19 protein-coding genes and 1 pseudogene are annotated in these 26,768 nt (G+C 50.1%); 14 read left to right on the top strand and 6 right to left on the bottom strand.

Annotation, left to right across the window (positions count from 1 at the left end; all coding sequences use genetic code 11):
- Positions 1 to 406: 406 nt before the first annotated feature.
- Positions 407 to 1,342, top strand: coding sequence for a glycosyltransferase family 2 protein (locus KDW_RS14305; protein ID WP_233097699.1), 936 nt, complete (start codon positions 407 to 409; stop codon positions 1,340 to 1,342).
- Positions 1,343 to 1,414: 72 nt separating this feature from the next.
- Here KDW_RS14305 and KDW_RS14310 read toward each other — a convergent pair whose 3' ends face one another.
- Together KDW_RS14310 and KDW_RS14315 are read right to left on the bottom strand one after the other, a co-directional pair.
- The gene (locus KDW_RS14310; RefSeq protein ID WP_151756583.1) at positions 1,415 to 3,229 is read right to left on the bottom strand and encodes a serine/threonine-protein kinase; all 1,815 of its coding nucleotides are present in this window, start codon (positions 3,227 to 3,229) and stop codon (positions 1,415 to 1,417) included.
- A gap of 169 nt (positions 3,230 to 3,398) precedes the next feature.
- A complete protein-coding gene (locus tag KDW_RS14315; RefSeq protein WP_162005229.1) occupies positions 3,399 to 5,090 on the bottom strand; it encodes a tetratricopeptide repeat protein in 1,692 nt (563 codons plus the stop codon).
- A 738-nt stretch (positions 5,091 to 5,828) separates the two neighbouring features.
- On the opposite strand from KDW_RS14315, the gene KDW_RS14320 reads away from it, so the two are divergent.
- The 3 genes from KDW_RS14320 (at position 5,829) to KDW_RS14330 (ending at position 10,564) form a co-directional block, all read left to right on the top strand.
- Entirely contained in the window at positions 5,829 to 6,305 is a 477-nt protein-coding gene (locus KDW_RS14320) for an MOSC domain-containing protein (RefSeq protein WP_151756585.1), read from the top strand.
- A 557-nt stretch (positions 6,306 to 6,862) separates the two neighbouring features.
- Positions 6,863 to 9,607, top strand: a complete 2,745-nt coding sequence (acnA, locus tag KDW_RS14325; RefSeq protein WP_151756586.1) for an aconitate hydratase AcnA — start codon at positions 6,863 to 6,865, stop codon at positions 9,605 to 9,607.
- Positions 9,608 to 9,736: 129 nt separating this feature from the next.
- Positions 9,737 to 10,564 (top strand): nucleotidyl transferase family protein, encoded by an 828-nt coding sequence (locus tag KDW_RS14330; RefSeq protein ID WP_151756587.1) that lies wholly within the window; start codon positions 9,737 to 9,739, stop codon positions 10,562 to 10,564.
- 51 nt (positions 10,565 to 10,615) lie between these two features.
- On the opposite strand, the gene KDW_RS14335 is transcribed toward KDW_RS14330, so the two are convergent.
- Positions 10,616 to 11,299 carry an FHA domain-containing protein gene (locus tag KDW_RS14335; protein ID WP_151756588.1) on the bottom strand — a complete coding sequence of 228 codons (684 nt, stop codon included), beginning with the start codon at positions 11,297 to 11,299 and terminating at the stop codon, positions 10,616 to 10,618.
- A 406-nt stretch (positions 11,300 to 11,705) separates the two neighbouring features.
- On the opposite strand from KDW_RS14335, the pseudogene KDW_RS14340 reads away from it, so the two are divergent.
- Positions 11,706 to 13,426: pseudogene (locus tag KDW_RS14340) on the top strand (CocE/NonD family hydrolase).
- A 137-nt stretch (positions 13,427 to 13,563) separates the two neighbouring features.
- Here the strand turns inward: KDW_RS14340 and KDW_RS14345 are convergent.
- Together KDW_RS14345 and KDW_RS14350 are read right to left on the bottom strand one after the other, a co-directional pair.
- Positions 13,564 to 14,961, bottom strand: a complete 1,398-nt coding sequence (locus KDW_RS14345) for a serine/threonine protein kinase (protein WP_151756589.1) — start codon at positions 14,959 to 14,961, stop codon at positions 13,564 to 13,566.
- Between the two features lie 650 nt (positions 14,962 to 15,611).
- Positions 15,612 to 16,934, bottom strand: a complete 1,323-nt coding sequence (locus KDW_RS14350) for a hypothetical protein (RefSeq protein ID WP_151756590.1) — start codon at positions 16,932 to 16,934, stop codon at positions 15,612 to 15,614.
- A gap of 191 nt (positions 16,935 to 17,125) precedes the next feature.
- Here KDW_RS14350 and KDW_RS14355 point away from each other — a divergent pair, with 191 nt between their 5' ends.
- From KDW_RS14355 to KDW_RS14395, 9 genes are all read left to right on the top strand, one after another.
- Positions 17,126 to 18,541, top strand: a complete 1,416-nt coding sequence (locus KDW_RS14355; RefSeq protein WP_162005230.1) for a sensor histidine kinase — start codon at positions 17,126 to 17,128, stop codon at positions 18,539 to 18,541.
- Positions 18,542 to 18,877: 336 nt separating this feature from the next.
- On the top strand, positions 18,878 to 19,075 hold the full coding sequence (locus KDW_RS14360) for a KGG domain-containing protein (protein WP_126551677.1): 198 nt from the start codon (positions 18,878 to 18,880) through the stop codon (positions 19,073 to 19,075).
- A gap of 231 nt (positions 19,076 to 19,306) precedes the next feature.
- Entirely contained in the window at positions 19,307 to 19,498 is a 192-nt protein-coding gene (locus KDW_RS14365; protein WP_151756592.1) for a hypothetical protein, read from the top strand.
- Between the two features lie 402 nt (positions 19,499 to 19,900).
- On the top strand, positions 19,901 to 21,310 hold the full coding sequence (gene murJ, locus KDW_RS14370; protein ID WP_269822474.1) for a murein biosynthesis integral membrane protein MurJ: 1,410 nt from the start codon (positions 19,901 to 19,903) through the stop codon (positions 21,308 to 21,310).
- A gap of 341 nt (positions 21,311 to 21,651) precedes the next feature.
- Positions 21,652 to 21,978 (top strand): flagellar biosynthesis anti-sigma factor FlgM, encoded by a 327-nt coding sequence (locus KDW_RS14375; protein WP_151756594.1) that lies wholly within the window; start codon positions 21,652 to 21,654, stop codon positions 21,976 to 21,978.
- A gap of 436 nt (positions 21,979 to 22,414) precedes the next feature.
- Entirely contained in the window at positions 22,415 to 23,155 is a 741-nt protein-coding gene (locus KDW_RS14380; RefSeq protein ID WP_162005361.1) for an amino acid ABC transporter ATP-binding protein, read from the top strand.
- Between the two features lie 75 nt (positions 23,156 to 23,230).
- Entirely contained in the window at positions 23,231 to 24,157 is a 927-nt protein-coding gene (locus KDW_RS14385) for an ABC transporter substrate-binding protein (protein WP_151756596.1), read from the top strand.
- A gap of 15 nt (positions 24,158 to 24,172) precedes the next feature.
- Positions 24,173 to 24,844: an amino acid ABC transporter permease gene (locus KDW_RS14390; protein ID WP_151756597.1), complete on the top strand. Its 672-nt coding sequence runs from the start codon at positions 24,173 to 24,175 to the stop codon at positions 24,842 to 24,844.
- A 55-nt stretch (positions 24,845 to 24,899) separates the two neighbouring features.
- Positions 24,900 to 25,781 carry an amino acid ABC transporter permease gene (locus tag KDW_RS14395; RefSeq protein ID WP_151756598.1) on the top strand — a complete coding sequence of 294 codons (882 nt, stop codon included), beginning with the start codon at positions 24,900 to 24,902 and terminating at the stop codon, positions 25,779 to 25,781.
- Positions 25,782 to 25,925: 144 nt separating this feature from the next.
- Here KDW_RS14395 and KDW_RS14400 read toward each other — a convergent pair whose 3' ends face one another.
- Positions 25,926 to 26,753, bottom strand: a complete 828-nt coding sequence (locus KDW_RS14400; protein ID WP_151756599.1) for a phosphodiester glycosidase family protein — start codon at positions 26,751 to 26,753, stop codon at positions 25,926 to 25,928.
- Positions 26,754 to 26,768 lie beyond the last annotated feature (15 nt).

The following is a 26,768-nucleotide window of genomic DNA, read 5'->3' on the forward strand; positions in this document are numbered from 1 at the left end:
GCCATTCCAGACGTGTTGCCTCCTCTCTTTTTGTAGTGGAGCAGCGTCTCAATCTTCTATGTATGTAGTTTGGGGAGCCCGAGTTGTGGATATGCATCTGGCGACATCCTCTCTATAGTGCTCATGACATTGATGAGTACAGTAGAGAGGATGCTGTATTTTTGGCACACCCTGGTAGACTGAAAGTGTGGTACAGGAAACGCATTCTTTACTGGATTGTGCGGGACCATGTACGACCGCCTGGGTCCGACGTAAGCGTTTACTTTCAGCGGTGGAAGGGAATGTGGGGCAATGATTATCATTTCTCCCAACGCGACCAACTCCATCTTTACCTGCTCACATCGGCGTTAGCGGGCCAGATATTCTTGCTAGAGACACGCGATATGGAGAAAGAGGTTTTCATGCGATGGGACTACGACAATTTTTCACAGGCTATGCGCGAGGAGAAATATCCCGTCAGTGGGCATTGTTCGCCCCGACGGACAGTCAAGGGATGCCGCAGGTAAGTCTGGCAACCGGGATGCTGGCGATGTCTATGACGGATGGACGGACAGTACAGACAAAGCAGGGGATTGTGTCTGCACCAACTACATCTGAAGACGTACATATCGCGCAGAGTCTGGCTGTAGTATTGCCTGCTTATAACGAAGAAGCTGTCATTGAGAAGACTGTCTCAGTAGTGGCCACGGCACTCCAGAAATGGACCGCTGACTTTGAAATTGTGGTGGTGAATGATGGGAGTAAGGATCGGACGGGCCAGATTGTTGAGCAGTTGAGCATGAGCGAACCGCGTATCCGTTTGATCAACCATCCTGTGAACAAGGGATATGGTGCCGCCCTGGTAACGGGATTTCACGCTGTGGGTAAGGATCTGGTCTTTTTTATGGATTCTGATGGGCAGTTTGATATTGATGATCTACAGCATTTTTTTCCACTCATCGAGAACTTTGATGCCGTACTTGGCTATCGCAATCCTCGCCAGGATCCCTGGCTGCGTAAATTAAATGCCTGGGGCTGGAAGCAACTGATCTGGCTGGTATTTGGTGTCCGCGTACGTGATATCGATTGTGCCTTTAAACTCTATCGCGCAGATTTCTTTCAGCAACTCAACCTGGAGACCCGTGGTGCGATGATTAATGCGGAAATCCTCTACAAGCTGAAGCGTGATGGTCGCACTTATACTGAAGTCGGTGTCAAACATTTACCCAGAGAGGTGGGCCAGGCAACTGGAGCAAAGCCTCAGGTGATTCTGCGAGCCCTGAAAGAACTGTTCATATTTGGGCGGAAGTGGAAGCAAGAAGAGCGTGCAAAGTTGCACTATCCTCTCACCCTTCCTGAATAATTCTACGCGGTCCCGACCTGGGACGGCCCATCAGGATTGGTGGATACGTCCCAGGTGATTTGTGTATTTTACTTAATTTTTTAATCCCCAGCGATTGGCGCGACGACGGGCCTTCTGTGCCTCCTGAGAATTGCCAAGAGACTCAAAAACCTCCGATTTCAGTAACCAGGCTCGTCCATAATTCTTATCCATCTCGGTTGCCTCATTTAAGGCATCCAGCGCCGCTTTATTGTGTCCCAGGCGAATAAGTCCCTCAGCTTTATTACACCAGGCTACCGCGCTGCGTGGATTGATCAACAGGGCGCGGGTATAGGCATCCACGGCACCAGGGAAATCATGCAGGCTCGAACGGGCATTGCCCAACCCATTCCAGGCATGAAAACTTCTGGCGTCAATTCTTAACGCCTGTTCATACGAAGCCCAGGCATCCTCGGGCTTATTCATATCTAATTGCGTATCCGCTTTCCCATTCCAGGCGGCTACATATAATGGATCTATTGAGAGTGCCCGCTCAAAATGAACCAGCGCCTGTTGATAGCGTTGCAGGCGATTGAGCACCAGGCCCGCACTGACCCAGACGATGGCATTATTCGGTTCAATCTCAGTGGCCCGTTGATATGACTCCAGTGCCTTGCGATAATTGCCCTGATTATAGAGCGCCGTCCCTTTCCCATTCCAGGCATAAAAGTTAAACGGATCCATGCGCAGCGCCTCCTCATAAGCCATCAAGGCCTGCGAGTAGGCTTGCTGTTTCAGGTATTGATCACCCTCGCGACACTTCTCCCGGACACTACCCGTGCTGTAATGGATACGTGGCTGCGGATACGGTGGGCTCGGGTTGGGCGGATTATAACTGCTACTGGGTATATATCCCTTATTCGTATTTCGGTTATTGGTGTTTCTATCCTGCACCCGTTGAGCGGGCGTAGCCGGATTGGTCATATTGCGTGGCAGCACGATAATCTGTTCTTCATGCAGAGAACTGGAGTGTGGGCTACGTGACCGCATGTTGGGACGATACGCATAATCAAAGGCACGCATAAACTCCATCATATCGGCATAGCGATCCTCGGGATGTGAAGCCAGGGCGCGCTGCATCACAGTATCCAGTAACACCGGTAACTCTGGATTCAGTGAGGTCACCGGTGGAATCGAGCCCCCACGTGGATCGAGAGGATGGTAGCCAGTGAGCATCTCATACAGGACCACCGCGCTCCCATACTGATCGCTACGCGGGTCAACGATGCCACTGCTCTGTTCAGGTGCCATATAGCCAACCGTCCCACGCACCGTAATCGTTTTGCCCACACTTGTTCCAGGTTCCAGGGAACGTGCGATGCCAAAGTCAGTAATCACCAGGCGATAATCCTCCTGGTGAATCAAAATGTTTTCGGGTTTAATATCACGATGAATAATTGGACGTTGACGGGTATGAGCGTAATACAGGGCTTGAGCGAGTTGATGGAAATTATGAATAACTTCCTGTATCGGTAAAGGGCCATTGACCTGTGCAAGCCGGGTGCGTAAAGAGCCAACCGTATACAAAGGCATGACGAGAAAAACGCTTGAGCCATCCTTACCATAATCGAGTATGGGAACGATGTTTGGATGATCAAGCGTGGCAGCGATCCGTGCTTCACGCAGGAAATGATCGCGTTCATTGGGTGTGGTTTTACTGGGTAACAGCACCTTGATAGCAATGTGACGAGAAAGATTTTGGTCTATCCCACGAAATACCGCCGCGTATCCACCCTTGCTCAGCAGAGCCTCCACAATATAACGTCCAGCCAATGCGGTGTCTAATAACGGCAGTGCACATGCTCTACAAAATAAATCGCTGTCCCGGTTGTCATATCCGCAGTCAACCTGATCGGCGCAGCGTCGCATTCCCTCCTCCGTGTAGCAAAACACCCTTCTTAGGTGTCGAGATCTAAGGGCACCTGGTCAGTGGCACCGACATTTGTATGTTTGAGAGTGTCATCGGGACGGAACAACCTGGTTTGGCATTGACCACTATCACCAGGGATAGCTTTGCTGGATAAACCTGTGTCTGGGATTAGCGTCCCTGTTTGTCTTTGGCTTGCTGATCGAGCGAGCGTGCCCAGTCCTGGCAAGTGACCGCTTCCTGTTTTCGCCCTAGCTTTTCGAGGACGACCGCTTTATTATACCAGGCGTCCGGTTCCTCGGGTGCAAAGGATGTTGCTTGATCCAGGGCAGCCAGTGCCTCATCCAATCGGCCCAATGCAAAGAGTGAAAGACCTTTGTTATTCCAGGCGGCAATATAATGGACATCGAGTGAGAGCGCGCGATCGAATGCCGCAAGAGCCTCCTGGTGGCGTTTGAGCTCATGTAACAGGCTTCCCTTATTATACCAGGCCGAAATAAGTCCGTCATCATATTGTAGGGCGCGGTCATATGAGTCTAATGCCTGTTCGAATATTCGGAGTGCAGCTAAGACATTGCCTCGATTATACCACGCGCCAGCTAATGTTGGGTCAAGTGCCAATGCCTGATCATAATCGGACAGTGCTTCACGGTAGTTGCGTAGATCGCGTAGGTCATTGGCTTTGTCGAACCAGGTGGTCGCGTTATCGGGCTCAATCGCCGTCGCGTGCTCATGCAATGCCAGCGCTTTTTCAGGCTGCTTCAAGCGTCGCAGAATATTTCCTTTGGTATCCCAGAGTGAAGCCTGACTATCATCCAGCGCAAAGGCTCGATCGATCGCGATCAAAGCTTCATCGTAGCGCTGTAAGCTATATAATGTATCGCCCATCGCCTGCCAGATCGTACTGCGCTGTGGATCCAGCATTAACGCCCGATCAAAGGCCACCAATGCTTCTTCAGCATAGCCCTGTTCAGCCAGCGCCATGCCGCGTCCACTCCATGCATAGACATAATCTGGTTCAAAGGTCAGCGCCTGATCATAGCAATACATCTCCTCATCATAGCGCTGGAGATCGTGCAGCACACTGGCGCGTGACGTCCATAATTCAGGATCATTGGGATTGAGTGCGATCGCCTGATCATAAGCCACCAGGGCCTCATCCGGTTGCCCTACGTGTAGGAGCGTTGCTCCTTTTCCACTCCAGGCTTCAACCAGTCCTGCATCCTGGCGCGTCGCCATCTCATAGGCCGAGAGTGCCTGGTCATACGCACCATGTTCATAGGCCAGATTACCCTCAGTCAGCCAATCACGAAGCGCCGATGCTGGTGTTGACTGGATTGGTTGTGGTGATACGGCAGCGGCAGCCGGCACCGCTATGCGTAACTGGGTAGCCTCTTCTTCATCGCCACCCATATTCCCGGCGGGAGGTGTCTGGGGAAAGAAATCACTGGAAATACGGTTCACCAGGCGCGATAATGTCGATGCGGGCTGCTGCGGCTGTGCCAGGGCTGTTTTTGCCATAAAAACGACTGGTCCATCCTGACCATAATCAATTACACGAATGCTCCCGGGATCGCTGACATGCGTTGAAAGCGACACCGCTAGTTCGGCATCCTGTAAAAAATTTTCTTGTTCCTGGGTACTTGTATCTTTAGGAATCAATGCCCGAATCGTCACAGGCTGTTGCGTTTGCTGATCGGTTGCCTGAAAAGTAACCGTACCACGATCCTTATCTAGCAAGGACTCGATAGCATAACGGCCTTTTAGCAAGGTCCCTTTTGTCGGGATGCCGCAATGTGTACAGAAGCGCGCCCCGTCGCGATTATCAAATCCACAATTTTTGAAGTCCAAACACTTCCCCATGACCGTCCTTCCTCCCTGTCCTACGCATATATCATGCCATTCAATCATGTGAGCGAAGTCGCCTGACAGGCTGTTACATTTCTGTAATACTGATCAGCTTGTTCTTGTTGTGTGGTGGCGACTACGCTAGTTGCGAGTGAGCGGCGTTCACGATTGCTTTTCAATAGTATGTGCATAGAATATAACGTTTCTCTACTGTAGCGAAAGTAGTGCTGCTTTGTCAATATAAGGAGCATCCATATAGTAAGCCTGACGCAATAAAAGCATAGAGCACAACATTAGCGTTGCTAGCTCTAGTGTATCACTATTGCTCGCTTATTGCTGTGCTTTTATTGTGTTGATCAGGCACTTCTTTCTTGTTTCAGGGTATGATCCTTATTAGTATGATGATTCCTATTGACTTCGCGAAATGTTTCTTCTATACTCCCAAAAAGGTCGTTCTAGAATACACCCTTATCACTCTTTACTGTTCTGGCACAGCAAAAAAAATGTGCTCTTTGTTGTATATACGCTCATTGTCGCGCTTTTGATCTATTTATTTGCAATGGTCACTATGATTCTTTGTCATATGCCAAAAATACAGAGATATCTCTATACAAAGACGAATATACCCCACCAAAAAGATGCAGAAATAGCCTTTGATAGAGCAAAAAGTTGCTGTAACGGCATCTCTCGTGGCTGCGGCCAGTTCCCGTCTGAGCAAGCCCCGCGTGACTGAGCAAAAAAAGGAGAAAAATAATGTCTGAACATATCATATGGGAAGGTGAGGTCGTAGCCCTCTATATTGCGGCTGCCGCTGATGAGCCAATGCAGCAGGTTGATGAGGCCGATCTGGTTGCGGGCTGTGGTATTGTTGGCGATCGTTATTATGCGAAAAATGGTACGCATTCTGGATCTGACGAAGAGAGTTATGAAGTTACTTTTATAGAAAGCGAAGCTTTTGAAAGTGTTGAAGCCGAAAATAAGCTTTCCATTGCGTATGCGGATATGCGCCGCAACATTGTGACCCGTGGCTTTTCGCTCAACCATCTCGTTAACCGCGAATTTCGCATTGGTGATACCCTTTTCCGTGGGATCGCCCTGCGCGAACCCTGTCCTCATCTGATGGAACGGACAAACCATAAAGTTGTGGTTGGCTTCATTCATCGTGCTGGCCTGGGAGCGCGCATCATTGCAGGTGGCACTATTCGCGTTGGCGACACCATTCACGACTAGCGGCCAGTACCGGCAGCGCTTGCTGCTGCGACTGTTTCGCGTACCAGCAAGTTCCCCTAAAACTCTTCACCATAAGAAAATAAGAGCTTAAGATATCTGTTGCCAGCGTTTATTGTCTGGCGTTGCTTTTTCATACGCGACCCGGTCGCAGCCGTGAAGGCTAATACGTTTCACGTAAGCCTTTTTCTAGACGAGATTGACGAAAGCATCTAAGCCGATCAGAGGCCCAGTGACTTCAAAGGATCAAGAAAAGCGAACCTACACGTTTTACCTCTCTTGATCCTTTGAGAAGGTGTTCCTTCACCGTCATGCTATTATTTCAGCCATTCAATCCTTAAGTGAAACGTATTGGCCGTGAAGGCTGCCGGTACGTTGCCCCAGGTCCATCATGGTCCCTCCCTCCAATTTTTGAGATCCCCGTTTTCCGTTCCACAAAGGTAGTCCTATGCTATATAATAAGACTGAATGTTAGCTGTTTCTGATGTAGGCTTGGCTTGCACGAGGGTTTGTGCAGTCATCTGTCCCCCTACAAAAAATAACTCCTAAAAGGACTTGATATGACGACGTACAAAGATGTATTTAATGCCCGTACAAAATTAGAGGGCATGCAAAATTCCTCAATCCATTACTATCGTCTGGCCGCTCTGGCTGAGCGTGGAGTGCAAGGGCTGGAGCGACTTCCTTTTACGGTCAAAATTATTCTGGAAAATCTGTTGCGCCATGCTGGTGGTGAACTGGTGACCGAGGATGATGTCTTATCCCTGGCCGCCTGGACTCCTGGAAAGTCGGCTGGTAATGAGGCGGAATATCCATTCCTACCCGGTCGTGTCCTGTTGCAGGACTTTACCGGTGTGCCTGCGGTCGCTGATCTGGCTGCAATGCGTTCGGCTGTGGCACGGATGCAGGGTGATCCACAAAAAATTAATCCATTGGTGCCCGCTGATCTGGTCATTGACCACTCTGTACAGGTGGACTCATATGGTTCGACGCTGGCGTTTGGCCGCAACGTTGAACGGGAATATGAGCGTAACAGTGAGCGCTATGGCTTATTGCGCTGGGGCCAGCAGGCCTTTAGCAATTTCCGTGTCGTGCCTCCTGGAACTGGTATTGTGCACCAGGTTAATTTGGAATATCTGGCTTCAGTTGTGCTGACGAAAGACGATGCCGGGGAGACAGTTGCCTATCCTGATTCATTGGTTGGTACCGATTCGCATACAACGATGATTAATGGCCTGGGCGTACTGGGCTGGGGTGTCGGTGGTATCGAGGCCGAGGCTGTCCTGCTGGGTCAACCACTTTATTTATTGACGCCTGAAGTCATTGGTATGCGCCTGACCGGTGCCCTGCCTGAAGGTGCTACCGCCACGGACCTGGTATTGACCGTTACACAGATGCTGCGTAAGCGTGGTGTCGTCGCCAAGTTCGTCGAGTTTACTGGTCCTGGACTCAGTCAGTTGGGCCTGGCCGATCGAGCCACCATCTCCAATATGTCACCCGAGTTTGGCGCAACCGCGACTCTCTTCCCTGTGGATGCTGAGACACTGCGTTATCTCCGTGATACCGGTCGTGATTCAGAACTGGTGGATCTCGTGGAGCGCTACACAAAGGCCCAGGGCCTCTTTCGCACTGATGATACTCCCGAGCCACAGTTTGATGACCTGCTCGAACTGGATCTGAGCTCGATCGAGCCCAGCCTCGCCGGTCCTCGTCGTCCACAGGATCGTGTGCCGATGAGCGCCCTTTCACAGACGTTCCGCACTGCCTATGCTGATCGCTTTAAAACAGCCCCTGCTCAGACTCAAACCGCTGTGGCCGTAGCTGAGAAGCCAGTCTCGGGTGCGCAGGGCGTTGCGATCGACATGGGTGGCATGCAGACGCATCTGACCAATGGATCAGTGGCGATTGCTGCCATTACCAGTTGTACCAATACCTCCAATCCTTCGGTGATGATTGCCGCTGGTCTGGTCGCCAAGCGTGCTGTAGAGCGTGGCCTCTCGGTCAATCCAGCGGTGAAGACCAGTCTGGCACCCGGTTCACGCGCTGTCATCGACTATCTGGAGAATGCAGAGTTGATCCCTTATCTGGAGGCACTGCGTTTCCATCTGGTTGGTTTCGGTTGTACCACCTGTATCGGTAATAGCGGACCACTGTCCGAGCCAGTCGCTGAAGCCGTGCAGGATAATGATCTGATCGTGGCGGCTGTACTGAGTGGTAACCGTAACTTTGAAGGTCGCATCCATCCACAGGTGCGTGCCAGTTTCCTGGCCTCGCCACCACTGGTTGTTGCCTATGCCCTGGCCGGTACCGTCGATATCGATTTAACGACCGATCCGATTGGAACCGACGCCAATGGCGACAAAGTCTATCTGCGCGACCTCTGGCCAACCCAGGAAGAGGTACGTAACCTCGTCCAGAAGGCTGTCACGCCCGAAGTATTCTCGAAGAACTATGCCCATGTCTTTGAAGGCGACGAGCACTGGCAGGCCCTCTCCAACTCAACCGGACCCCTCTTCGACTGGGATCCCAATTCGACCTATGTGCAGGAGCCTCCTTTCTTCAAGGATATTACACCTGAGCCTGCGCCCGTGAAAGATATCCATGACGCCCGTGTCCTGGTCATGGTTGACGACTCGATCACCACCGACCACATTTCTCCGGCAGGAAGCTTCAATGAGAAGAGTCCGGCTGGACAGTATCTGGTTGAGCATGGAGTAGCCAAACGCGACTTCAACACCTATGGCGCGCGCCGTGGTAACCATGAAGTGATGGTCCGAGGCACCTTTGGCAATATCCGCCTGCGTAACCGCCTGGTGGAAGGGAAAGAAGGTTACTATACCGTTCACCTGCCAGATGGCGCAGAGACAACCATCTACGAGGCTTCTGAGCAATATCAGAAGGATGGCGTACCCTTGATTGTCATCGCCGGTAAAGAATATGGCTCCGGAAGCTCACGTGACTGGGCCGCTAAAGGACCATTGCTACTCGGTGTGCGTGCCGCCATCGCTGAAAGCTTTGAGCGCATCCATCGCAGCAACCTCGTTGGTATGGGTATCCTGCCACTCCAATTCAAACAAGGCGAGAGCAAAGAATCCCTGAACCTGACCGGACGCGAGACCTACGAGATCGCAGGCATCGAGCAGGGCCTCAAACCCCGGCAGGAAGTTACCGTCAAGGCGACCCGTGAAGATGGCAACAGTTTCACCTTCCAGACCATTGCGCGCCTGGATAGTGCTATCGACGTCACCTACTACGAAAACGGTGGCATCCTACCCACCGTCTTACGCCGCCTACTCCAGGCCTAAAAGCCCGACTTTTTAAAAAGAACAGGCAGGATATTGTTACGTAACATCCTGCCTGTTCTTTTGTATGAATAGTGTACAATAAAGTACATTTTATTGTGAAGTTAGCCAGGCTGGAAGCGATGTTTCTTTATGTATATATCAGCGCAGCGGCTGCGCCATATGCAGCAGGTGCAAGATTTGCTTGATCAACTGCAACCTACGGCTTCTGCCGAGGTTATCTGTGTACCTGGTTCGCAGGAGCCGGAAGGTACGGTGATAGTTTTCACGGGCTCATTTAATCCACCGACCATTGCGCATCTGGCTTTATTGAAGCAGGCACAGCAATATGCAAAAGATGTGCAGGGTCCGGTGCATGTGTATGCGGCTTTTAGCAAGCGTACGGTGGATAAAGAAGGGGTTGAGCGGCCGCTGCTGCTGGATAAGGTAATCCTGTTGCAGGATATACTCAGCAAGCGTTTACCTGCTGTGGGCATTCTGCTGTTCAATCGTGGATTGTATGTAGAGCAGGCACAGGCGATTCGCCAGGCTTTTCCAAAGGTGAAGCGGGTGTTGTTCTTGATGGGCTTCGATAAGATCGTACAAATTTTTGATCCACATTATTATGAGGATCGTGATGCCTCGCTAGAGGCGTTGTTTAGCATGGCGGAGTTGTTTGTGGTGCCACGGGGGAATGCCGGTGAGGATGATCTGGCCAGGCTGTTGCAGCAACCCGAGAATCAGCGCTTTGCTTGCTATGTGACCTCACGTCCTTTTGCGGCCGCCTATCGAGATATCTCAGCGACCCAGGTGCGGCAGGGAGGATCTCACTACGAACACGAGACGCCACGAGAAGTACGGTACTTCATTCAGCGCCTCCGGCCCTATGCTCCTCCTGTCAAACGCCTGGATGGAAGCGAGCGAGATGTGTATCAAGAGCATGTTGCCTATGTAAAGCAGCACCTGGGCCCGGTCTGCTGACAATCCGCTCTGGCTACTGCGCACCGTTGTCAACAATGCGCAGTAGCTATGCTACATCTTTGATAAGCGAAAGGTAAACGTGGTGTTGCCGATTTGTAGCACGTCGCCCTCTTGTAGCATGCTATGCGTAATCGGTTTCCCATTCACAAAAGTCCCGGTAGCCGAGTTGTTATCGATTAGCTCATATTGACCTGTTGTCACCTCTTTAATCGTTGCGTGATGGCGGCTAACGGTCAGATCTTCAAGGAAGATGTCGCATTCACGGCTCCGCCCGATTGTCATCCCAGGTAACAATTCGATACTGCGCATACCAGTGCCTGGATTCATCAATTGCAGATGGGCAATAATCGTCGTGCCAGGCTCTGGCGTTTTTCCTTTATGCAACTCACGACCGCGAGATGACGGCAGTTGGAATGGCCTGGTTCCCTCATTCGCAAAGAAGGTAATCAGGGTATTGCCAAATTGGAGCTCATCTCCGCTATTGAGAAGTTGCTCAACGATCGGACTGTTATTGACAAAACAATCTCCACTGCCATGGTCATCACGTAAGACATAACCGTTATCGGTATACAGGATACGGGCTTGCTTACGATGAACAGTGATATCCTCTAAAAAGATATCACTATCTCGGCTGCGACCAATGGTTGTACACTCTTTCCACAATTCGATACGCTTCCCAGCCAGAGAGCCTTTCTGGATGACAAGGTATGCTCCCGATGTTGGTTCTTGCGACATATGGCTCCACTCTATTTTGCTGCCTGATGTGGGCTTGCAAGAATTTATCGATGGGTTTCTCTTCCATCATTGGACTGAGTATAACGAATGAGATCTTGGTGTGTCAAGAATCATTCTGTTAAATAAATTTACGTGATTGTTAACTTGCCCGCCTTTTCGATTTTTTTGTGAAATAGCAGGATTTTCTCCTGTGCTCTATACGTTAACAGGCGGTTTGTGAGCCCTGGTATGTTCTATCTAAATGAACGGTGATTGGCACACTTTTCTCTTGCGTTGTATGATGGGTTTGTTCTTTCTTGACAATAAAAGATGTTGTAAAGAGGCAATTGTATCAGAGAAGGAGAATGCAGCTATGTCAGTTCAGTCGAGTCTGCAAGTGACGATCGAGTTTGATGTGCCCGCGAAGATGAGAGATGGTGTCACCCTGCGTGCCAATGTGTACCGACCGGTTGGCGACGAGCGCTGGCCCGTGCTCCTGACCCGTCTACCATATGGAAAGGATTTCCCCAATGCTGGCGGCGTCCTGGATGCGGTACAGGCGGCGCGTCGGGGCTATGTCGTGATTATCCAGGATACTCGTGGGCGTTTCGCTTCGGAAGGCGAGTGGATACCGATGCGGCAGGAGGCTCTGGATGGCGTTGATACCATTGCCTGGGCGGCTCAGTTGCCTTATAGTAACGGCGAGGTTGGTATGTTTGGTGCCTCCTACTTTGGTTTTACCCAATGGTCGGCGGCCATTCATCAGCCAGAGGCCTTGAAGGTGATGGCTCCCTACATAACCTGGAACGACCCGTTAAATGGAGTGACCTTTCGGGGAGGGGCCCTGGAACTCGGTACAGCCGCGTCCTGGCAACTATCCATGGGCGCGAACGTCATTATGCGCAGGCATATGCTGAATAACAATTTTACCGAACTGGGAACCGATATGTATATCTGGTCAAAGACCATGGATAGCCTGGGTTCAGAAGGCTACTGGTCCTTACCCCTCAGGAAATTTGCTCCACTGGCATATAAAGATATCGCGCCTGCGTTCTATGAGGTCTTTGATGCTCCGATGGATCGCGAACTGGTCGAGCCGATGACTATTCTGGGCAAACATGAACAGGTGACCGTGCCTACCTTTAATATTGGTGGCTGGTATGATATTTTCTTGCATGATACATTAGAAAACTTCAGGATTATGCGTCAGGATGGTACCACTCCGGTCGCGCGTGAGAGCAAACTACTCATCGGACCCTGGATCCACGGCGGTAGCTCGAATCCAGTGGGTGAGAAGAATTTTGGCTTTGCTTCAACCCCTGCGCTGATCAATCTTCAGAGTGATGTTATGAGTATGCAGTTGCGCTGGTTTGATCATTTCCTGAAAGATAAAGATACTGGTTTCCTGGCAGAAGCTCCGGTCAAGCTGTTTGTCATGGGGCGAACATCTGGCGTGATGAGCAGGAATGGCCGCTGGCCCGTGCAGTTGAGACACGCTACTATCTCCATAGTGCTGGACATGCGAATACACTGACCGGCGATGGGATCTTAAATACGGAAGTTCCAGCAGCAGAAGAGTCGGATCGCTATGCCTACGATCCCGCCAATCCTGTGATGACGCGTGGTGGTGCCTTATTAATGACACCAGAGTTTCCTGGTGGCGTCTTTGATCAGCGACCAACGGAGCAGCGCTCAGATGTGCTGGTGTATACGACACCAGAACTCATCGAGGATACTGAGGTCACCGGACCTATCTCTCTACACCTCTGGGCCAGTTCCAGCGCACCTGATACCGATTTTGTCGCTCGTCTGGTAGATGTGTATCCAGATGGGTATGCGCAGAATCTCACGGATGGGATTATCCGGGCGCGCTATCGGGATTTCTCTAAGGGTGCTGAGCCAACGTTGATTGAACCGGGAAAAGCCTATGAGTATGTTGTTGATCTCTGGGCCACGAGTAATCTGTTTAAGCAGGGACATCGTATTCGTGTTGACGTGACCAGTAGCAATTTTCCACGCTGGGACCGCAATCCAAATACTGGCCATGACCTGGGGGCCGATAGCGAACTGGTGGTGGCGCAGCAGACCATCCTGCACAATGCCGAGCATCCCTCTTATATCGTCCTTCCCATTGTCCCACAGGCTTAAAACAGGCATGCTAGAACCGCGTTACTGTAGTGCGCGCTAATTATACAGATTATACAGATGTGGTGAGATTGAGGTGCTACTACCCTCAATCTCACCACATATTTTATCTCTCCATAAAAATTGACACGTCGTGTTACTTAACGTCCATGGAGTATTATGAGTACCGCGATCAAAATGCCTATCGCGACCAGCAGTAAGAACACCAGACCCAGTAGCATAAATGCCAGAATGGGAGATAAGCGTACAAAGCGTAGCGGCATGGTCTTCTGTAGCCCGGTAAAGGTTGGGATGGCTGAGAACAAGGCCGGATGGTCTGTAATCGCCCTTCCTCGAACTGTTGGCGAGATCGGCACTGGTTTGTGTTGAGCTATCTGGGGTTGTTCCATCAGCGCGACCTGAACGCCAGCCCTTTGTGGCTCCCTGGCAGTCTGTTGATCTGGTTGCCTCCCATTATCCTGTTGTGGTATCGCCAGCATTGTTGCATCGCGTGGTTTCTGAGCCGCGAACGTCCTGGTCTCCCGTGGATTGTCACGCTGGATCGTGGCAGGGCGACCTGCCGCCAGATTGGCTTGTCGCTGGCGTAACGCTGTTTGCAGTGCCGCATCATAGGTTTGCGCAAACTCTAGAATACTCGGATAGCGCTGCTCCGGTTTTTTTGCCAGTGCGCGTAAGAAAACCTCATCCAGTTCCCTGGGAATACTCGGATTGCAGATGCTGGGTGGCTCTGGTGCGGTATGATGATGATGGTGCAAAAGCTGTGCTGCGGTCCCCTCAAAGACTGCCCGTCCCGTCATCAATTGATACATCATCACGGCCAGCGCATATTGGTCGGCCGAAGGACCCACATGTACCGAAGTCGCCAGGGAAGGATCATCAAATTGTTCGGGCGCCATATAGAGTGGGGTTCCCACCGAACGATGCAAAGAACGACCGGCCCGATAAAATGAAGCTAAACCAAAATCTGCCAGTAAAAGATGTGGCCTGCCATGAGGGAAAATATTTGCAAGATAAGGATATTGATCACTCTTTAAAGGACCGCGCTCAACACGAATTAAAAAATTTGTCGGTTTAATATCACGATGAATAATACCATGATCGTGTGCATATTGTAGGGCAGAAGCCGCCTGTAACAGATAATAACCAGCCTCCTCTGCTGAGATAGGCCAGCCAAAGCCAAATTGTTGGGTTCGTTGCTGTAGCCAGTTCCAGAGCGATCCCTCTGAGATATAAGGCATCACCAGATAGGTAATCGGTCCGACGCTGGTTTCCAGGTTTTCCTCTCCAAAATGATAGAGAGGCAAAATATGTTCATGTTCCAATTCGGCAACAGCACGTGCTTCGCGTTCAAAGCGTTGTGCAGCCTGCTTACCTTCAGGTGTATTTGGGACTGCGCGTAAGTCTCCACAGACGACTTTGATCGCGACTCTTCTGCCAATACGTGTATGTTGGGCCAAGTAGATATCACCCATACCACCACTCTCGACAAGTCGCTGCAGGCGATACCCACCGAGATGTTTCCCCACCAACATATTCATCTCAAAATTTCCTCTTGATTTTAAGAAGGTGAGAGTATCGTAAATACAGAAAGAAAGATAGTGCAGAATCCTTTAAAGCCGCTCAGTGAAAGAATATTTGCTCTGGACCTCTCACTCTGCTGATAGCATATCTGCGGTATCAAAAAGGTATGGTGCTAAAACAATAGGTACTCTCAACCATTAAATCATACTCTTCCCTATTATTCAGTATACAGGAGAGCCATAAATGTTTTAGACCTGAATGAGACAATAGTGCTATTTTATGTCTTTCTGGGTGTATAAATCTATGAAACAACAAATATATGTTGTTCTATATAAAATGAGGCTGTTTGAGATTTACTGTCAGTGAGGCGAGATCTCCTGGGCGCACTCGGGCACTAAAGTGCCCAGAATTCTTTATGCTGTGGTGGAAATTCGTGCGCATCGCGCACGAATTTCCACCACAGCATAATTATTGAGAGCTGTGGGCGCGAAAGTCTAGCCATAAAATTATTGAGAGCTGTGGGCGCGAAAGTTTAGCCATAAAATTATTGAGAGCTGTAGGCACGAAAGTTTAGCCACAACGTGTCCCATGGAAAGAATTTTCAGGCACACTCTGAGTATTGAAGACAAGAAAGCACATCACGGAGAGATTGTGGAAGGCATGGGCCTCAGACACTCTCTAGTTGTGTGAGAATGTCTCTGAGTGCGTATATGTGTTGTTCTTCGTTAGGATTGGCCAGAGCTTGCTGCAGACTGGCGCGTCCTGGACCATTCATCCAGCGCTCGATCTCATTCATGAGGGGGAGTACCTGGTAGACTGGTGTGATGATACGCGGATCTTTGATGTATCCTTTGTTTATGGCGCTCCAATACTGACCCATAAAAAGGCCAAGCTGATGCAATGCAACCGTATTCTGCCAGGTTGGCTCAGCCATGGCACTGTCCAGGAGAGCCTGAGCCAGCGTGGGAAAGTTGCGTGAGAAGATCACCGGCAAACTTTCAGGTGTGTCTGTGGCTGTATTCAGGGGAATCCTGGCACTATCCTGCAGCACAGACTGAAAAATCAAGGCAGCATTCGCCTTCAGACGCGGATCAGCTTTTCTATCTCCCAGATAGCGTTCCAGTGGCACCTGTTTATAAATTGGAAGTGCCACATAGCTTTCTAAACCGGAGACGTGCTCTAGCCCCCTGGCCAGGAGTAGATCGTGGAAACGCTCTTGCTGGAATTCCAGACAACCTTCGACCACATCTACTTTTGCCCAGCCATGGGCCTCTGGCAAGGCTCCGACCAGAGCTTGCATCGATGCGGCCGTGGTATGTTTGATCAATGCCTGGGTGGCATATAGCGAGACATGAGGATCGGTGGCCAGAGCACCCAGATATTGAGCCAGATCAGTCGAGAACAGCCTGTCATCATCCCGGCGACTGATAAAGTGGGCCTGGGATCCAGTCTTGTCTGCGATCCCCATTGTCCGATAATTACCCAGCATCAAGATCGCATAGCGTCTGGCCCGTCCCTGCTCTGTTTCTCCTGGATTGGCATCGATAGAGAGAGCGGATGGATCACCCTGTTCAATGATCTGTAACCAGATCGGAATCAGGGTTCCGCCGCGATCAATCTCATAGAGAAAGGGAATCAAAACATCTTTCCATTGTTGGATGGGACCAATATTAAGGAATGGTAGCAGATGTTGTACAGTTTCTTCGACGGATTGGTTTTCCCAACGCAGGTTGGTGAGGATGCGGGTGACTTCGGTACGCAAAGCACTCAGGTGCTGTTTCATTTCCGGCGTATGTATATTTAACGCATGAAACGTCTGGCGGGCCGTAAGATGTTCAACCGTGCCTGGCAGTTCGTGGGCACTGGTTGAAAGTGGGATCGTCGGATTGATTTCAATCCTGGCTAAATCTGGCTCCTGCAACTCTCGATCTGTTTCTCTTTCGAGGTATAGAAAGCCTTCTGTGCTGCTTTCGCTTGCTGGCTGAGTCATAGGCTGTGCCCTTTTATCATCTCTCTCAGACATTCGCCTGGCCCTCTCTTATGCTGGTAGTGAGTAATAGCTGTTGCTTTATTGTACCGTCATCCACCTACTGTTTATGGCTATAAAACTGGTTGCTTCTTGGTTTCATCTATATACTGAAGGTGAATTCTAGCAAGGGGGTGGCAGGCAAGATGGAGAGCATGTCAGATACGTGGCTTTTGAGTGCTATAGCGCAGCATATGCGTGATCTGTTATGTTGTGATGATGTCAGTATTCTCTTAGCCTGTTATGAGCCGCTGTATCGTCATCCTCTTTTAGAGCAGGTATCAGCATCCTTAGCTGAGGACACGGACAATAATTGCTCATCTGCAACAGCTTTTGTGCTGGCAGACGAGCGCATGCGAGCCATCTGTGATATTGCCATCCAGACCGGTACCGTCAGGTCCTTTATGGAGGCACCACATCCATCTCCCCAATCGCCTATCAGGCTTATCGCGCCTTTATGGTGTCCACGTGGCATTGTGGGCCTGGTCATCTGTACCACGACCTGTGCTAGCGGTTTTGGGCCGGGCGAATATCGCCTCCTCTCTCAACAACTGGCGACCCTGGCTCTGCAAGTAGAGCAGGTGCTGGAATATATATGCATGCAGCATGCCAGCAGGCTCCATCCTCACGTGCAAGCTGATCATTCTTATGGAAAAAATGATAGCGACGATCAGGCAACGTCACTCATACGATCGAACAGCATGTCAGTTGAACAAGAGCCAATCCTATCTGAACAGAATGTTTTTTTCTCAATGATCAGCCACGACCTGCGGCTTCCATTAAGCATCATCAAAGGGTATGTTGGATTGCTCCAGGTGTATGGCTGTACTGGAGAAGACGAGTGGTATGCACAGCAGTTAACGATGGAGTCTCAGCGGAGCTATTTAAAGACCGTGATGGAGCAGGTGCAACACATGGAAGTGTTGGTTGCAGACCTGTTAGATCTTTCACGTTTACAGGCACGACAACTTACCTTGCGTCCAACCGCTTTGGATCTCCTGGCACTTTGCCAGCGTGTCGCGCGGCAGATGCAGGATCGTGTAGACCAACAAGTTGCGGGACGCTTTACTATTCGCTGTCCTGATGAGATGAAACTCCCACTTGTCTGGGCTGATGAACATCGAGTGCGCCAGATTCTCGAAAATCTGTTGGAAAATGCCATCAAATATTCGCCAGATGGTGGCCTGATAGAAATTCTGGCCTACCGTACATATCCATGCACCATTGGCCGACTATTACCATCAGAAGATAATGTACCTGCTCGCGCACAGGAAGACGCCTCGTTGATTTCTATTACCATTCGCGACCATGGTATCGGAATTCCTCAATGGCAGCAAGCGCTGGTTTTTAAGCCATTTCAGCGTCTTGAGCAGCCCGCGACCAGACAGATTGCAGGACTTGGCTTAGGACTCTACATTGTCCGTAAACTTGTTGAGGCCATGCATGGTTCCATTATCCTCAAAAGTAAAGAAGGGCAAGGTACCAGTATTACGCTGACCCTCCCAATTGCCATGGCAAATTCATCTCCAGATCAGATCAACACTCAGAGATTTGCCGTATTTCACACATGAGTTTTTGACGCACCTATCACAAGGCACTAAGCTTTTTTTTGAGCTTGAGAAGCGCCACATAATAATAAATACTGAAAATAGAGGGCATCAAAAATGGCGGCCCAAAAAAAATTGGTCGTCTCATGTGTATCAAAACTACCAGATGAGTCGTGTTGTTAATAGTAGGTTGAGGAAATCCTACTTAACCTCGAAACGAGTACCAGGGAAAACGCATGTGCAGGGAGGAGAGTCCGGGGGTTGTCCTGTACTCTTACGTCCTGAAGAAGTTAAGGGTGTAAAATCTCATACACTTAAGTTAAGGGTGTAACGTCACACACACTTAGGAGGAGAAAGATAATGCAAACACAAAAAGGGCGTGGCCGCGGATTTGCTTCGATGAGTCCAGAGAAGAAACGTGAGATAGCCAGCAAAGGTGGAAAAGCTGCCCATGCACTGGGTACTGCACACAAATGGACAAGTGAAGAGGCGCAGGCGGCGGGGCGTAAAGGTGGATCAATTAGTCGCCGACGTTCAAAGTACAATGTTCAGGCGTAGAAGTTATCTTATAAAATAGAGGAAAGGCTGAGATATAACCCTGGCCTTTCCTCTATTTTTAGATAAACGCAATAAAAAATAGCCTGCTTTCCGGGATGTCTGGTGTCCATGAGTAAGTAATTACTTAGCTCATATGGGCCAGCATCCTGTTTTTTTTTCGTGTTTTCTTTTCTGCTCAGGTATATTCATTAGTAGAAAGCCAACGAATTGCAAACATATGGAGGAGGTTGTATGAAAAACATTGAGTTAAAGATTGAAGGTAGCAAACTGATTATTGAAGTGGACCTGGAGAAAGAGTATGGTCCATCATCCAGTGGCAAATCCATTACGATTGCGAGCACCGAAGGAAACATTGCAGTACCCGGGCGTGAGGAGGTTAAAATGGGCATCAATATTTATAAGCCGCGCCCCAAAAGTTCGTAGCCAGTACGTTTAGTACCCACAAAGGCGTAAGTGTGTTAAGATAAAGCCGTTATTTATCTTACATGCACTTTCGCACTATTGGGGCCAGCCTCGTGGCATTCCCCTTTTTTTAGGATTTGCCTTGCAGGCATAGAGACCAGACTGGTAACATCGACGACGTTAGAGCGGTAGCTGTTCTTCGCTACGTCGAGAGGAGGGATTCTTATCTCGTACGAACCACATAACACGGTTGATACATCATCATCGGCAATTGCCAATGTAGAGCCACAACACGATGCAGTTCCCCGTATTCCTGATAAACCTGCCCCCAGGCGCCGTTTTGTATGGGGTGGACGGACGTTCCGCTTTAATCTGAGCAACTTTCGCCTGAATGGTGGCCTTTCGCTGCGTCGTTTCAGTGTGATGGAGGGCGCGTTTCTCCTCATGCTTGCGCTCATGACTTCCCGTGTACTGGGGGTAGTGCGTCAGGTTATCTTTAATTCCTTCTTCGGTGTGGGTGCAGACGCGAATGCGTATTATGCCGCCGCGCGCTTGCCCGATACACTCTACAACTTGATTGCAGGCGGGGCGCTGATCCATGCTTTTATCCCGGTGTTTCTGGCTTATGAAAAAGAAAAGGGTGAGCGTGAGGCGTGGCGTTTAACCAGTCTGGTCTTTAATCTGGTGCTGGTCTCGATGACCGTCGTGTTGCTGCTGGGTGAATTTATTGCGCCCACCTTTGTGAATACGATCCTGATTCCTGGCTACACGCCAGCCGAACGCGATCTCACCACAACCTTGACCCGTATCATGCTATTTCAACCACTCATCCTGGGCCTGGGAACCGTGATCACCGCAATCCTGAATAGTCGCCGCCAGTTTTTATTGCCAGCGGTCTCGCTGGCCGTTTATAATGTTGGCTTGATTGGTGGTTTGCTCGTGGCCAAATGGGTACCTGGTGTTGGGATCTATGGTCCGACGTATGGAACCCTGGTTGCTGTGCTGTTGCAGTTAGTGGTACAACTGCCCGGCTTGTTTAAGCAGAACGTGCGCTACTCTTTTGTCTGGGATTTCCGGCATCCGGGTCTACGTCAGGTCTTGATTCTCTTGTTACCGAACGCGTTGGCGATCAGTGTGGCGTATATAGGTAATATTGTGGATACCCACTTTACCTCGTATCTACCTGATAGCGCCAGCCTGGCGGCTCTACATAATGCTGAGATGTTGCAGGCGCTGCCCGTGGCTTTGATTGGACAAGCGGTTGGTCAATCCTTGCTTCCCCACCTGGCCGCTCAGGCGGTGGCGGGACGGTATGTACGTATGCGCCAGATGGCCTTGAAAGTCATCGGTGTTTCCATGGCCCTGACCATCCCGGCGGCGCTGTTGCTGGCTTTGTTCGGAAAGCCAACCATTCATCTCCTCTTTGAACATGGTGCCTTTGATGCCCATGCCTCTGACGTTACCAATTTAGCCCTGCTGGGTTACGCCTGTGCCTTACCAGGATTGGCGGCTGGCAACCTGTTATCCGGTGGCTTTTTTGCTCTCAAGGATGCCTGGACGCCTTTTGCGACCAACACCTATGCTCTGGTTGTACGCTGGGGAATGCTCTATTTCCTGTTCCAGTTTATTCACGGTACCGAGGCAATTCTGGTGGTGCCACTGGCCCTGGCTATTTCTGCTGGATCTGAATCTATCGTAATGGCATTTCTGTTGCTCTTCCGGTTGCGTCGCTATATTAAGCGAGACGAAGGCATGAAGCGCCTGGAGCAGCGGCGGCGTTACCAGAAAGCGCGCAAGCAATTACCAATCCAGCTTTCCTCAAATCATGAATGATAAGTAGGTATCAGGCAAATTTCTTAGCGAATGCCCCAAAGATACCAGGCGAGAGTTCAATGTAGCGCTCGCCTGTTTTTCATTTTGGGACCTTTTGACCGCTTATTCAGTGACAAATATCTCTACTGATGTGGACAGAACTGAGTTATGCTCTTTATGTAAGTCGAGAGAGGACGGGGTGGGTTGGAAGATGGGCAATGGAATGGCTTGGAGCGTAGTCAGGGGTGGATTGGGAAAATGGGAAACCCCGGTCCTGCTCTCGTCTTGCGGCACACTAGATCTTGTGGGGACAGGGATGATGATGTGATATAATAAAACGAAGTAGGTGGAGGCCACCAGTTATGAATGTACAAAGACGTTATGTGGATGTCTTAGCATCTACAACTCCAACGCGTACCCGCTATCCTGCAAAAAAAACATCTGCCGATACATTGTTACCTGAGCAGGCAGAGCGTATTGCCTATTTAAAGGCACGTATGATGGCACGCACCGATGGGGAAGCCCGTATCGCTCGCGTAGAGCGCCTCAAAGCTGAGATAGAAGCAGGTACATATCAGATAGATGCCACCTTTCTGGCGCAATGCGTGCAGGCAGCTCCCGGGGCTATGGCTCTGATAAACCTGGAAGTAGCAGATACCTTGAACTATGATGATCAGAACTCCGTATAAACTACACCGTCTATGCGGTGCCCGGCATTCAGGATTCCAGATCTCCTCGTACAGACTTTCTGCCTTCACACGAGATCTGGATTTTTTTCTGCCTTTGATGCATTGATTTGTTTGCATGTAATATTTTATTGGTGGTATACACAAATTTTGTGTGGAATTTTGTCTGGTTGTTATCAAAAGCCAACAATATTCGTAATTCATAGTGGGAAAAAGATTTTATAGGCAACCAGCCGATAAATGATAACCTTCCCGATCACCATAAAGCGCCTGAGATTGCGAGGCGTTTGTTTTGCTATTTTGAGAAAAGAGGATACGTACTGAATTGAATCAAGGACTCACGCCTCAGGAGAATAGACGCATGAACCTCGAATCCGAGCAAGTGCCGATTAATGGAAATGTGTCACCGCAAGATCTCGCCCCGGTAGAAGGTGACATTATTATCCGTACCGAGAACCTCAACAAATATTTCGGCGATAAACATGTCCTCAAAGACATTCATTTCGAGGTCAGAAGGCGAGAAGTGGTGGCCCTGATTGGCCCCAGTGGTTCTGGCAAAAGTACGTTAATTCGCTGTTTGAATGCTCTGGAAAAGGCCGATAGCGGCGATATTTATATTCATGGCGAGCGTTTAAACCCCAATCTCTCTGTCAAACAGCTCAGTCCCATTCGGCGCGAGCTGGGCATGGTGTTTCAGAACTTTCATCTTTTTCCTCACATGACGGTCCTGCAGAACGTTATCGAAGCACCGCTGCTGGTACGTAAGCTTTCCAAAGAGCAAGCAGTAGCTCTGGGTGAAAGTTTGCTGGCCAAAGTAGGGTTGTTAGAGAAGCGGGATGTGTATCCCAGCCGTCTTTCGGGTGGTCAAAAGCAACGTGTCGCAATTGCGCGTGCCCTGGCGATGCAGCCGCGCGCCCTCCTCTTTGATGAGCCGACCTCAGCTCTGGATCCCGAGCTCGTAGGCGAAGTTCTTAAGGTCATGAAAGATCTCGCTTATGAAGGCAGTACCATGGTGGTTGTAACCCATGAAATGCAATTTGCTCGCGATGTCTCTGATCGTGTGGTATTTATGTCGGATGGATCAATCGTCGAAGAAGGCGATCCAGATGAATTGTTCCGACACCCGAAAGAGAAACGCACCCAGCACTTCCTGGAGCGCGTGCTTTCCGTATTACCATAAGATAAGTTCAATTCGCACTATTTTTTCATCATTTCACTTTACTCTTTTTAGCATGTTCATAAGAAAGGCACAAGAATGGCTCATGATGTAAACAGGCGTGTATTTTTGCAGCGAGCAGGACAAATCGGAGCCCTGGCTGTAACCGGTAGCGCGCTTGAATCCCTCCTGGCGGCCTGCGGTGGCAACGTTCCTACCACACCTTCCTCGACTGGCAAGACGAGCGCAAAAATTGCCAGTACTGGTTTAAAAATTCCAGGCATGTTCCAGTGGGGATCTACCTCAGATAATGGAGCGCCCTATGTGTATCGTGATCCCAAAAGCAGTAAATTGGTTGGCTTCGAACTAGAGATTGCGACCGCAATTGCCGGTTTGATGAACATTAATCAGAAGCAGGTTGAGACTGATTACGCGCAGTTGGACCAGTCTTTACAAGCCAATGCCTTTGATGCGATCCTCAATGGTTGGGAAATCACCGAAGATCGTAAGAAGACCGAGATTTTCTCACAGCCCTACTATCGCAATGGACAACAGATTGTTGTGCGCGCCAATGATAATCGTTTTGCCAGCAAGACAACTAAAGATACATTGTCCCTGAAAGATCTGGCCGGGATGACTGTTGGTACCGGTGCAGGCTTCAAGGCCGAAGAAATATTGGCAGCTGATAAAAACATCAAGCTGAAATCCTATGATCCTGATCTGCCTTTCAATGATCTGGCCCTCGGCCGTATCGACGCGGTCCTGATCGATTACTCGACCGTGACCTACTATGTCCTGGGTGATGGACCTGGTGGTGAGCTCAACAAGCAATTAAAGTTGATCGGTAAAACGTTTGACGCCAGCGATTATGTGATTGCTTTTAATAAAAATAACAGCAATGCCGCTACCTTACAGAAAGAGATCGATCAGGCGCTGGCCGCATTGAAAAACAACGGCATGTTGAAAGCTATTTATCAGCGCTGGGGACTCTGGACCGACCAGCAACCTGAGATTGGTATCAAGTAGTCTGGGAGTAACGCTATGGATGTAATCTGGCCTGTCCTGCCGGATTTTCTGGTGGGGGCGCGTAATACGATCTTTTATTGTCTGGCAGCATTTCCGCTGGCCTTGATCCTGGGCTTGTTGCTGGCACTGATGGATGACTCGCGTTTCATCTGGCTACGTAATCCGGCCCGCATTTTTATTGAAGTTGTGCGTGGTACGCCGATCGTAGCCCAGATCTTCATTGTGTACTATGGCCTGGGAGCGCTCCTGGCCAGCCTTCACCCATCCTGGGCGTTATGGATCAACAACTGGACTGCAGGTATTGGAACGCTGGCCTTGAACTATGCCGCCTATGAGGCAGAGATTTATCGAGCTGGTTTCCAATCGGTGGAGAAAGGGCAGGAAGAAGCTGCCCTTTCACTGGGGCTCACACCCAGTCAGAACTTTTTTCGCATCCAGTTGCCACAGGCGATTCCGTTGATGATTCCACCCTTTGTCAATGATTTTATTTATCTACTCAAAGATTCGGCTGTGATTAGCGTGATCGCAGGCACGGAACTGACATCGGTTTTAAACTTCTTTGTGAGAAAGAATGCCAGCAATCCTATGCCTTTCTTTCTCCTGGCGATCGTACTCTATCTGTTAATGAGCTTACCGGTCTCGTATGTGGCAAAGCGCCTGGAGCGTCGTTTACGGGCGGCCCTCTAGCAAATTGAGACTGAAAAAAAGCACATTGATGTTATAACAAGGAAGGAATGGAGCGATGATTTCAGACTCCCTGCAGCAGCGCGATAAGTCATCTATCCGCAGACGCAATCTCTGGCCGCGCAATCGTGTCGTCGGAGCGGACTACCTGTATTTTCTGCTGTTGCTGGTTGCGGTGGGTGCCTTTATCTATTATCTCTATACCTATCGCGACCTGGCCATCATCTACCTGCCCAGTCTGTTGGGTGGTACCCTTGTGACCCTGGTAATGTCGGTCTTAAGCGCGATCCTGGCCAGCGTGTTTGGCTTGTTGGGAGCTATGAGCAGTCTCTCGCGTTTCCGGGTCTTCCACTGGCTCTCATTGGTCTATGTAGAGGTTATTCGTGGGACGCCTCTGCTGGTCCAACTCTTCCTGTGGTATTTTGGTGTGCGCATCGTCCTTTCCAATCTTGGCTTTGATCCATATTCATTGGCCTTTCAAGGCATGACCGTCTTACAGAGCAACAGCCTGGTGCCAGATGCTTTTAATAGCTACTTCTATGGCATCCTTGGTTTAAGCTTCAACTACGGAGCCTATCTGACCGAAGTCTTTCGGACCGGTATCCTCTCGGTTGAGAAAGGGCAGACAGAGGCCGCTCTAAGCCTGGGATTGGACTCACGTCAGACCATGCGGCACATTGTCCTGCCACAGGCGATACGGACCACTATTCCGCCGCTGACAAACAATTTCATTACCCTGATTCAGGACAGTGCTTTCCTGGCCGTGATTGCGGTTGTAGAACTGGAATATATCACTACTGGACTGGCATTGCCGCAGACCAATCCAAACAACAAGATGTTCGTCTTCATCCTGGGAGCGCTCCTCTACCTGGCTATGTGCTATCCTCTCTCCCTGTTTGCGCGTACCCTGGAACGACGGATGATCGTTAACCGCGATTAATGTGGAGGGGAGTAATCGGCCGTAAGGGCCGAAACTACGTCCACATGTTTGATCTAACAAGAGATGCCCCGGACACGAGAATGTTGAGTTCGTGTTCGGGGCATCTGGTTTTACATGGGTTGTTTGCAGTCACGAGGACTGCCGCTACGATTGTTTGATCATGATTACTATTGGTAGCGGGTTGACGGAATCAAGGCTGACCTGTTGACTGCCGGAGCGCAGGTAGAGTCCAGTTGAGGTACCTCCATCCAGATTAAGGGCGGTCTTGAGTGAGAGGTCCGATTGCTCAAGCAGGTCGGCCAGTTCGTCTACGGAGAAGGCCTGGGCTGGACTGACGATGAAGAGCAGTCGGCCCTGGTTATCCATGGCAACGACACTCCGTGGACTGGCGGCAGCGGTCTCCTGGAACTGGGTGCGTTTTCCAGCCATAATCAGCATCGGTCGGCTCTGGGTGGCTTGCTGGAGTTGTTGCGTACCTGGATCATACGGCTGATCATGTAAGGATTGGATGGTAACATTGCCTGCGCTATCTGCCGCTAGCATGCCACAGCAATCCTGATAGGAACTCCCATGGGCCTGGCCATCTGAGATGAGCAGGGCGGTTGCACGATTCTGCTGATCAAAGTAACCGCCATTGATGATGGCAATAGCGTTGCTCTGCTTCATCCAGTCCTTCAACTGGAGTGGTTGATCAGGTTGATAACCAATACTCAGGTGAACCTTTTTGGTATCAAAGCGCGTGATCGTCACCGTATCTTCGTTCCCACCCGCGCTTTTCCAATGTTCCCGTCGTAACTCCACGCCAGGCTGGGTTTGTGTCCAGGTATCGAGGGTATCAGACCCACCAGCCTTGGAGGGAGCAGTTACGGGTGTACCGTGATAGGTAATGCTCGGTACCACATCGCAGGCCAGCAATGAACAGACCAGGAGTGCGATAAGGAGTGTCAACTTAAGGACATGTTTTGCTGGCATAACGATTTTTTTTCC

The sequence above is a fragment of the Dictyobacter vulcani genome, from assembly GCF_008974265.1.
Lineage (GTDB): Bacteria > Chloroflexota > Ktedonobacteria > Ktedonobacterales > Ktedonobacteraceae > Dictyobacter > Dictyobacter vulcani.

Excerpts from the sequence above, each read along its gene's own strand:
- KDW_RS14365 (WP_151756592.1), top strand. The coding sequence starts at position 19,307 with ATGAAAAACATTGAGTTAAAGATTGAAGGTAGCAAACTGATTATTGAA.
- KDW_RS14315 (WP_162005229.1), bottom strand. The coding sequence starts at position 5,090 with ATGGGGAAGTGTTTGGACTTCAAAAATTGTGGATTTGATAATCGCGAC.
- KDW_RS14390 (WP_151756597.1), top strand. The coding sequence starts at position 24,173 with ATGGATGTAATCTGGCCTGTCCTGCCGGATTTTCTGGTGGGGGCGCGT.
- KDW_RS14395 (WP_151756598.1), top strand. The coding sequence starts at position 24,900 with ATGATTTCAGACTCCCTGCAGCAGCGCGATAAGTCATCTATCCGCAGA.
- KDW_RS14320 (WP_151756585.1), top strand. The coding sequence starts at position 5,829 with ATGTCTGAACATATCATATGGGAAGGTGAGGTCGTAGCCCTCTATATT.
- acnA (WP_151756586.1), top strand. The coding sequence starts at position 6,863 with ATGACGACGTACAAAGATGTATTTAATGCCCGTACAAAATTAGAGGGC.
- KDW_RS14375 (WP_151756594.1), top strand. The coding sequence starts at position 21,652 with ATGAATGTACAAAGACGTTATGTGGATGTCTTAGCATCTACAACTCCA.
- KDW_RS14385 (WP_151756596.1), top strand. The coding sequence starts at position 23,231 with ATGGCTCATGATGTAAACAGGCGTGTATTTTTGCAGCGAGCAGGACAA.
- KDW_RS14355 (WP_162005230.1), top strand. The coding sequence starts at position 17,126 with ATGTCAGATACGTGGCTTTTGAGTGCTATAGCGCAGCATATGCGTGAT.
- KDW_RS14345 (WP_151756589.1), bottom strand. The coding sequence starts at position 14,961 with ATGAATATGTTGGTGGGGAAACATCTCGGTGGGTATCGCCTGCAGCGA.
- KDW_RS14360 (WP_126551677.1), top strand. The coding sequence starts at position 18,878 with ATGCAAACACAAAAAGGGCGTGGCCGCGGATTTGCTTCGATGAGTCCA.
- KDW_RS14400 (WP_151756599.1), bottom strand. The coding sequence starts at position 26,753 with ATGCCAGCAAAACATGTCCTTAAGTTGACACTCCTTATCGCACTCCTG.
- murJ (WP_269822474.1), top strand. The coding sequence starts at position 19,901 with ATGGAGGGCGCGTTTCTCCTCATGCTTGCGCTCATGACTTCCCGTGTA.
- KDW_RS14335 (WP_151756588.1), bottom strand. The coding sequence starts at position 11,299 with ATGTCGCAAGAACCAACATCGGGAGCATACCTTGTCATCCAGAAAGGC.
- KDW_RS14350 (WP_151756590.1), bottom strand. The coding sequence starts at position 16,934 with ATGACTCAGCCAGCAAGCGAAAGCAGCACAGAAGGCTTTCTATACCTC.
- KDW_RS14305 (WP_233097699.1), top strand. The coding sequence starts at position 407 with ATGGGACTACGACAATTTTTCACAGGCTATGCGCGAGGAGAAATATCC.
- KDW_RS14330 (WP_151756587.1), top strand. The coding sequence starts at position 9,737 with ATGTATATATCAGCGCAGCGGCTGCGCCATATGCAGCAGGTGCAAGAT.
- KDW_RS14310 (WP_151756583.1), bottom strand. The coding sequence starts at position 3,229 with ATGCGACGCTGCGCCGATCAGGTTGACTGCGGATATGACAACCGGGAC.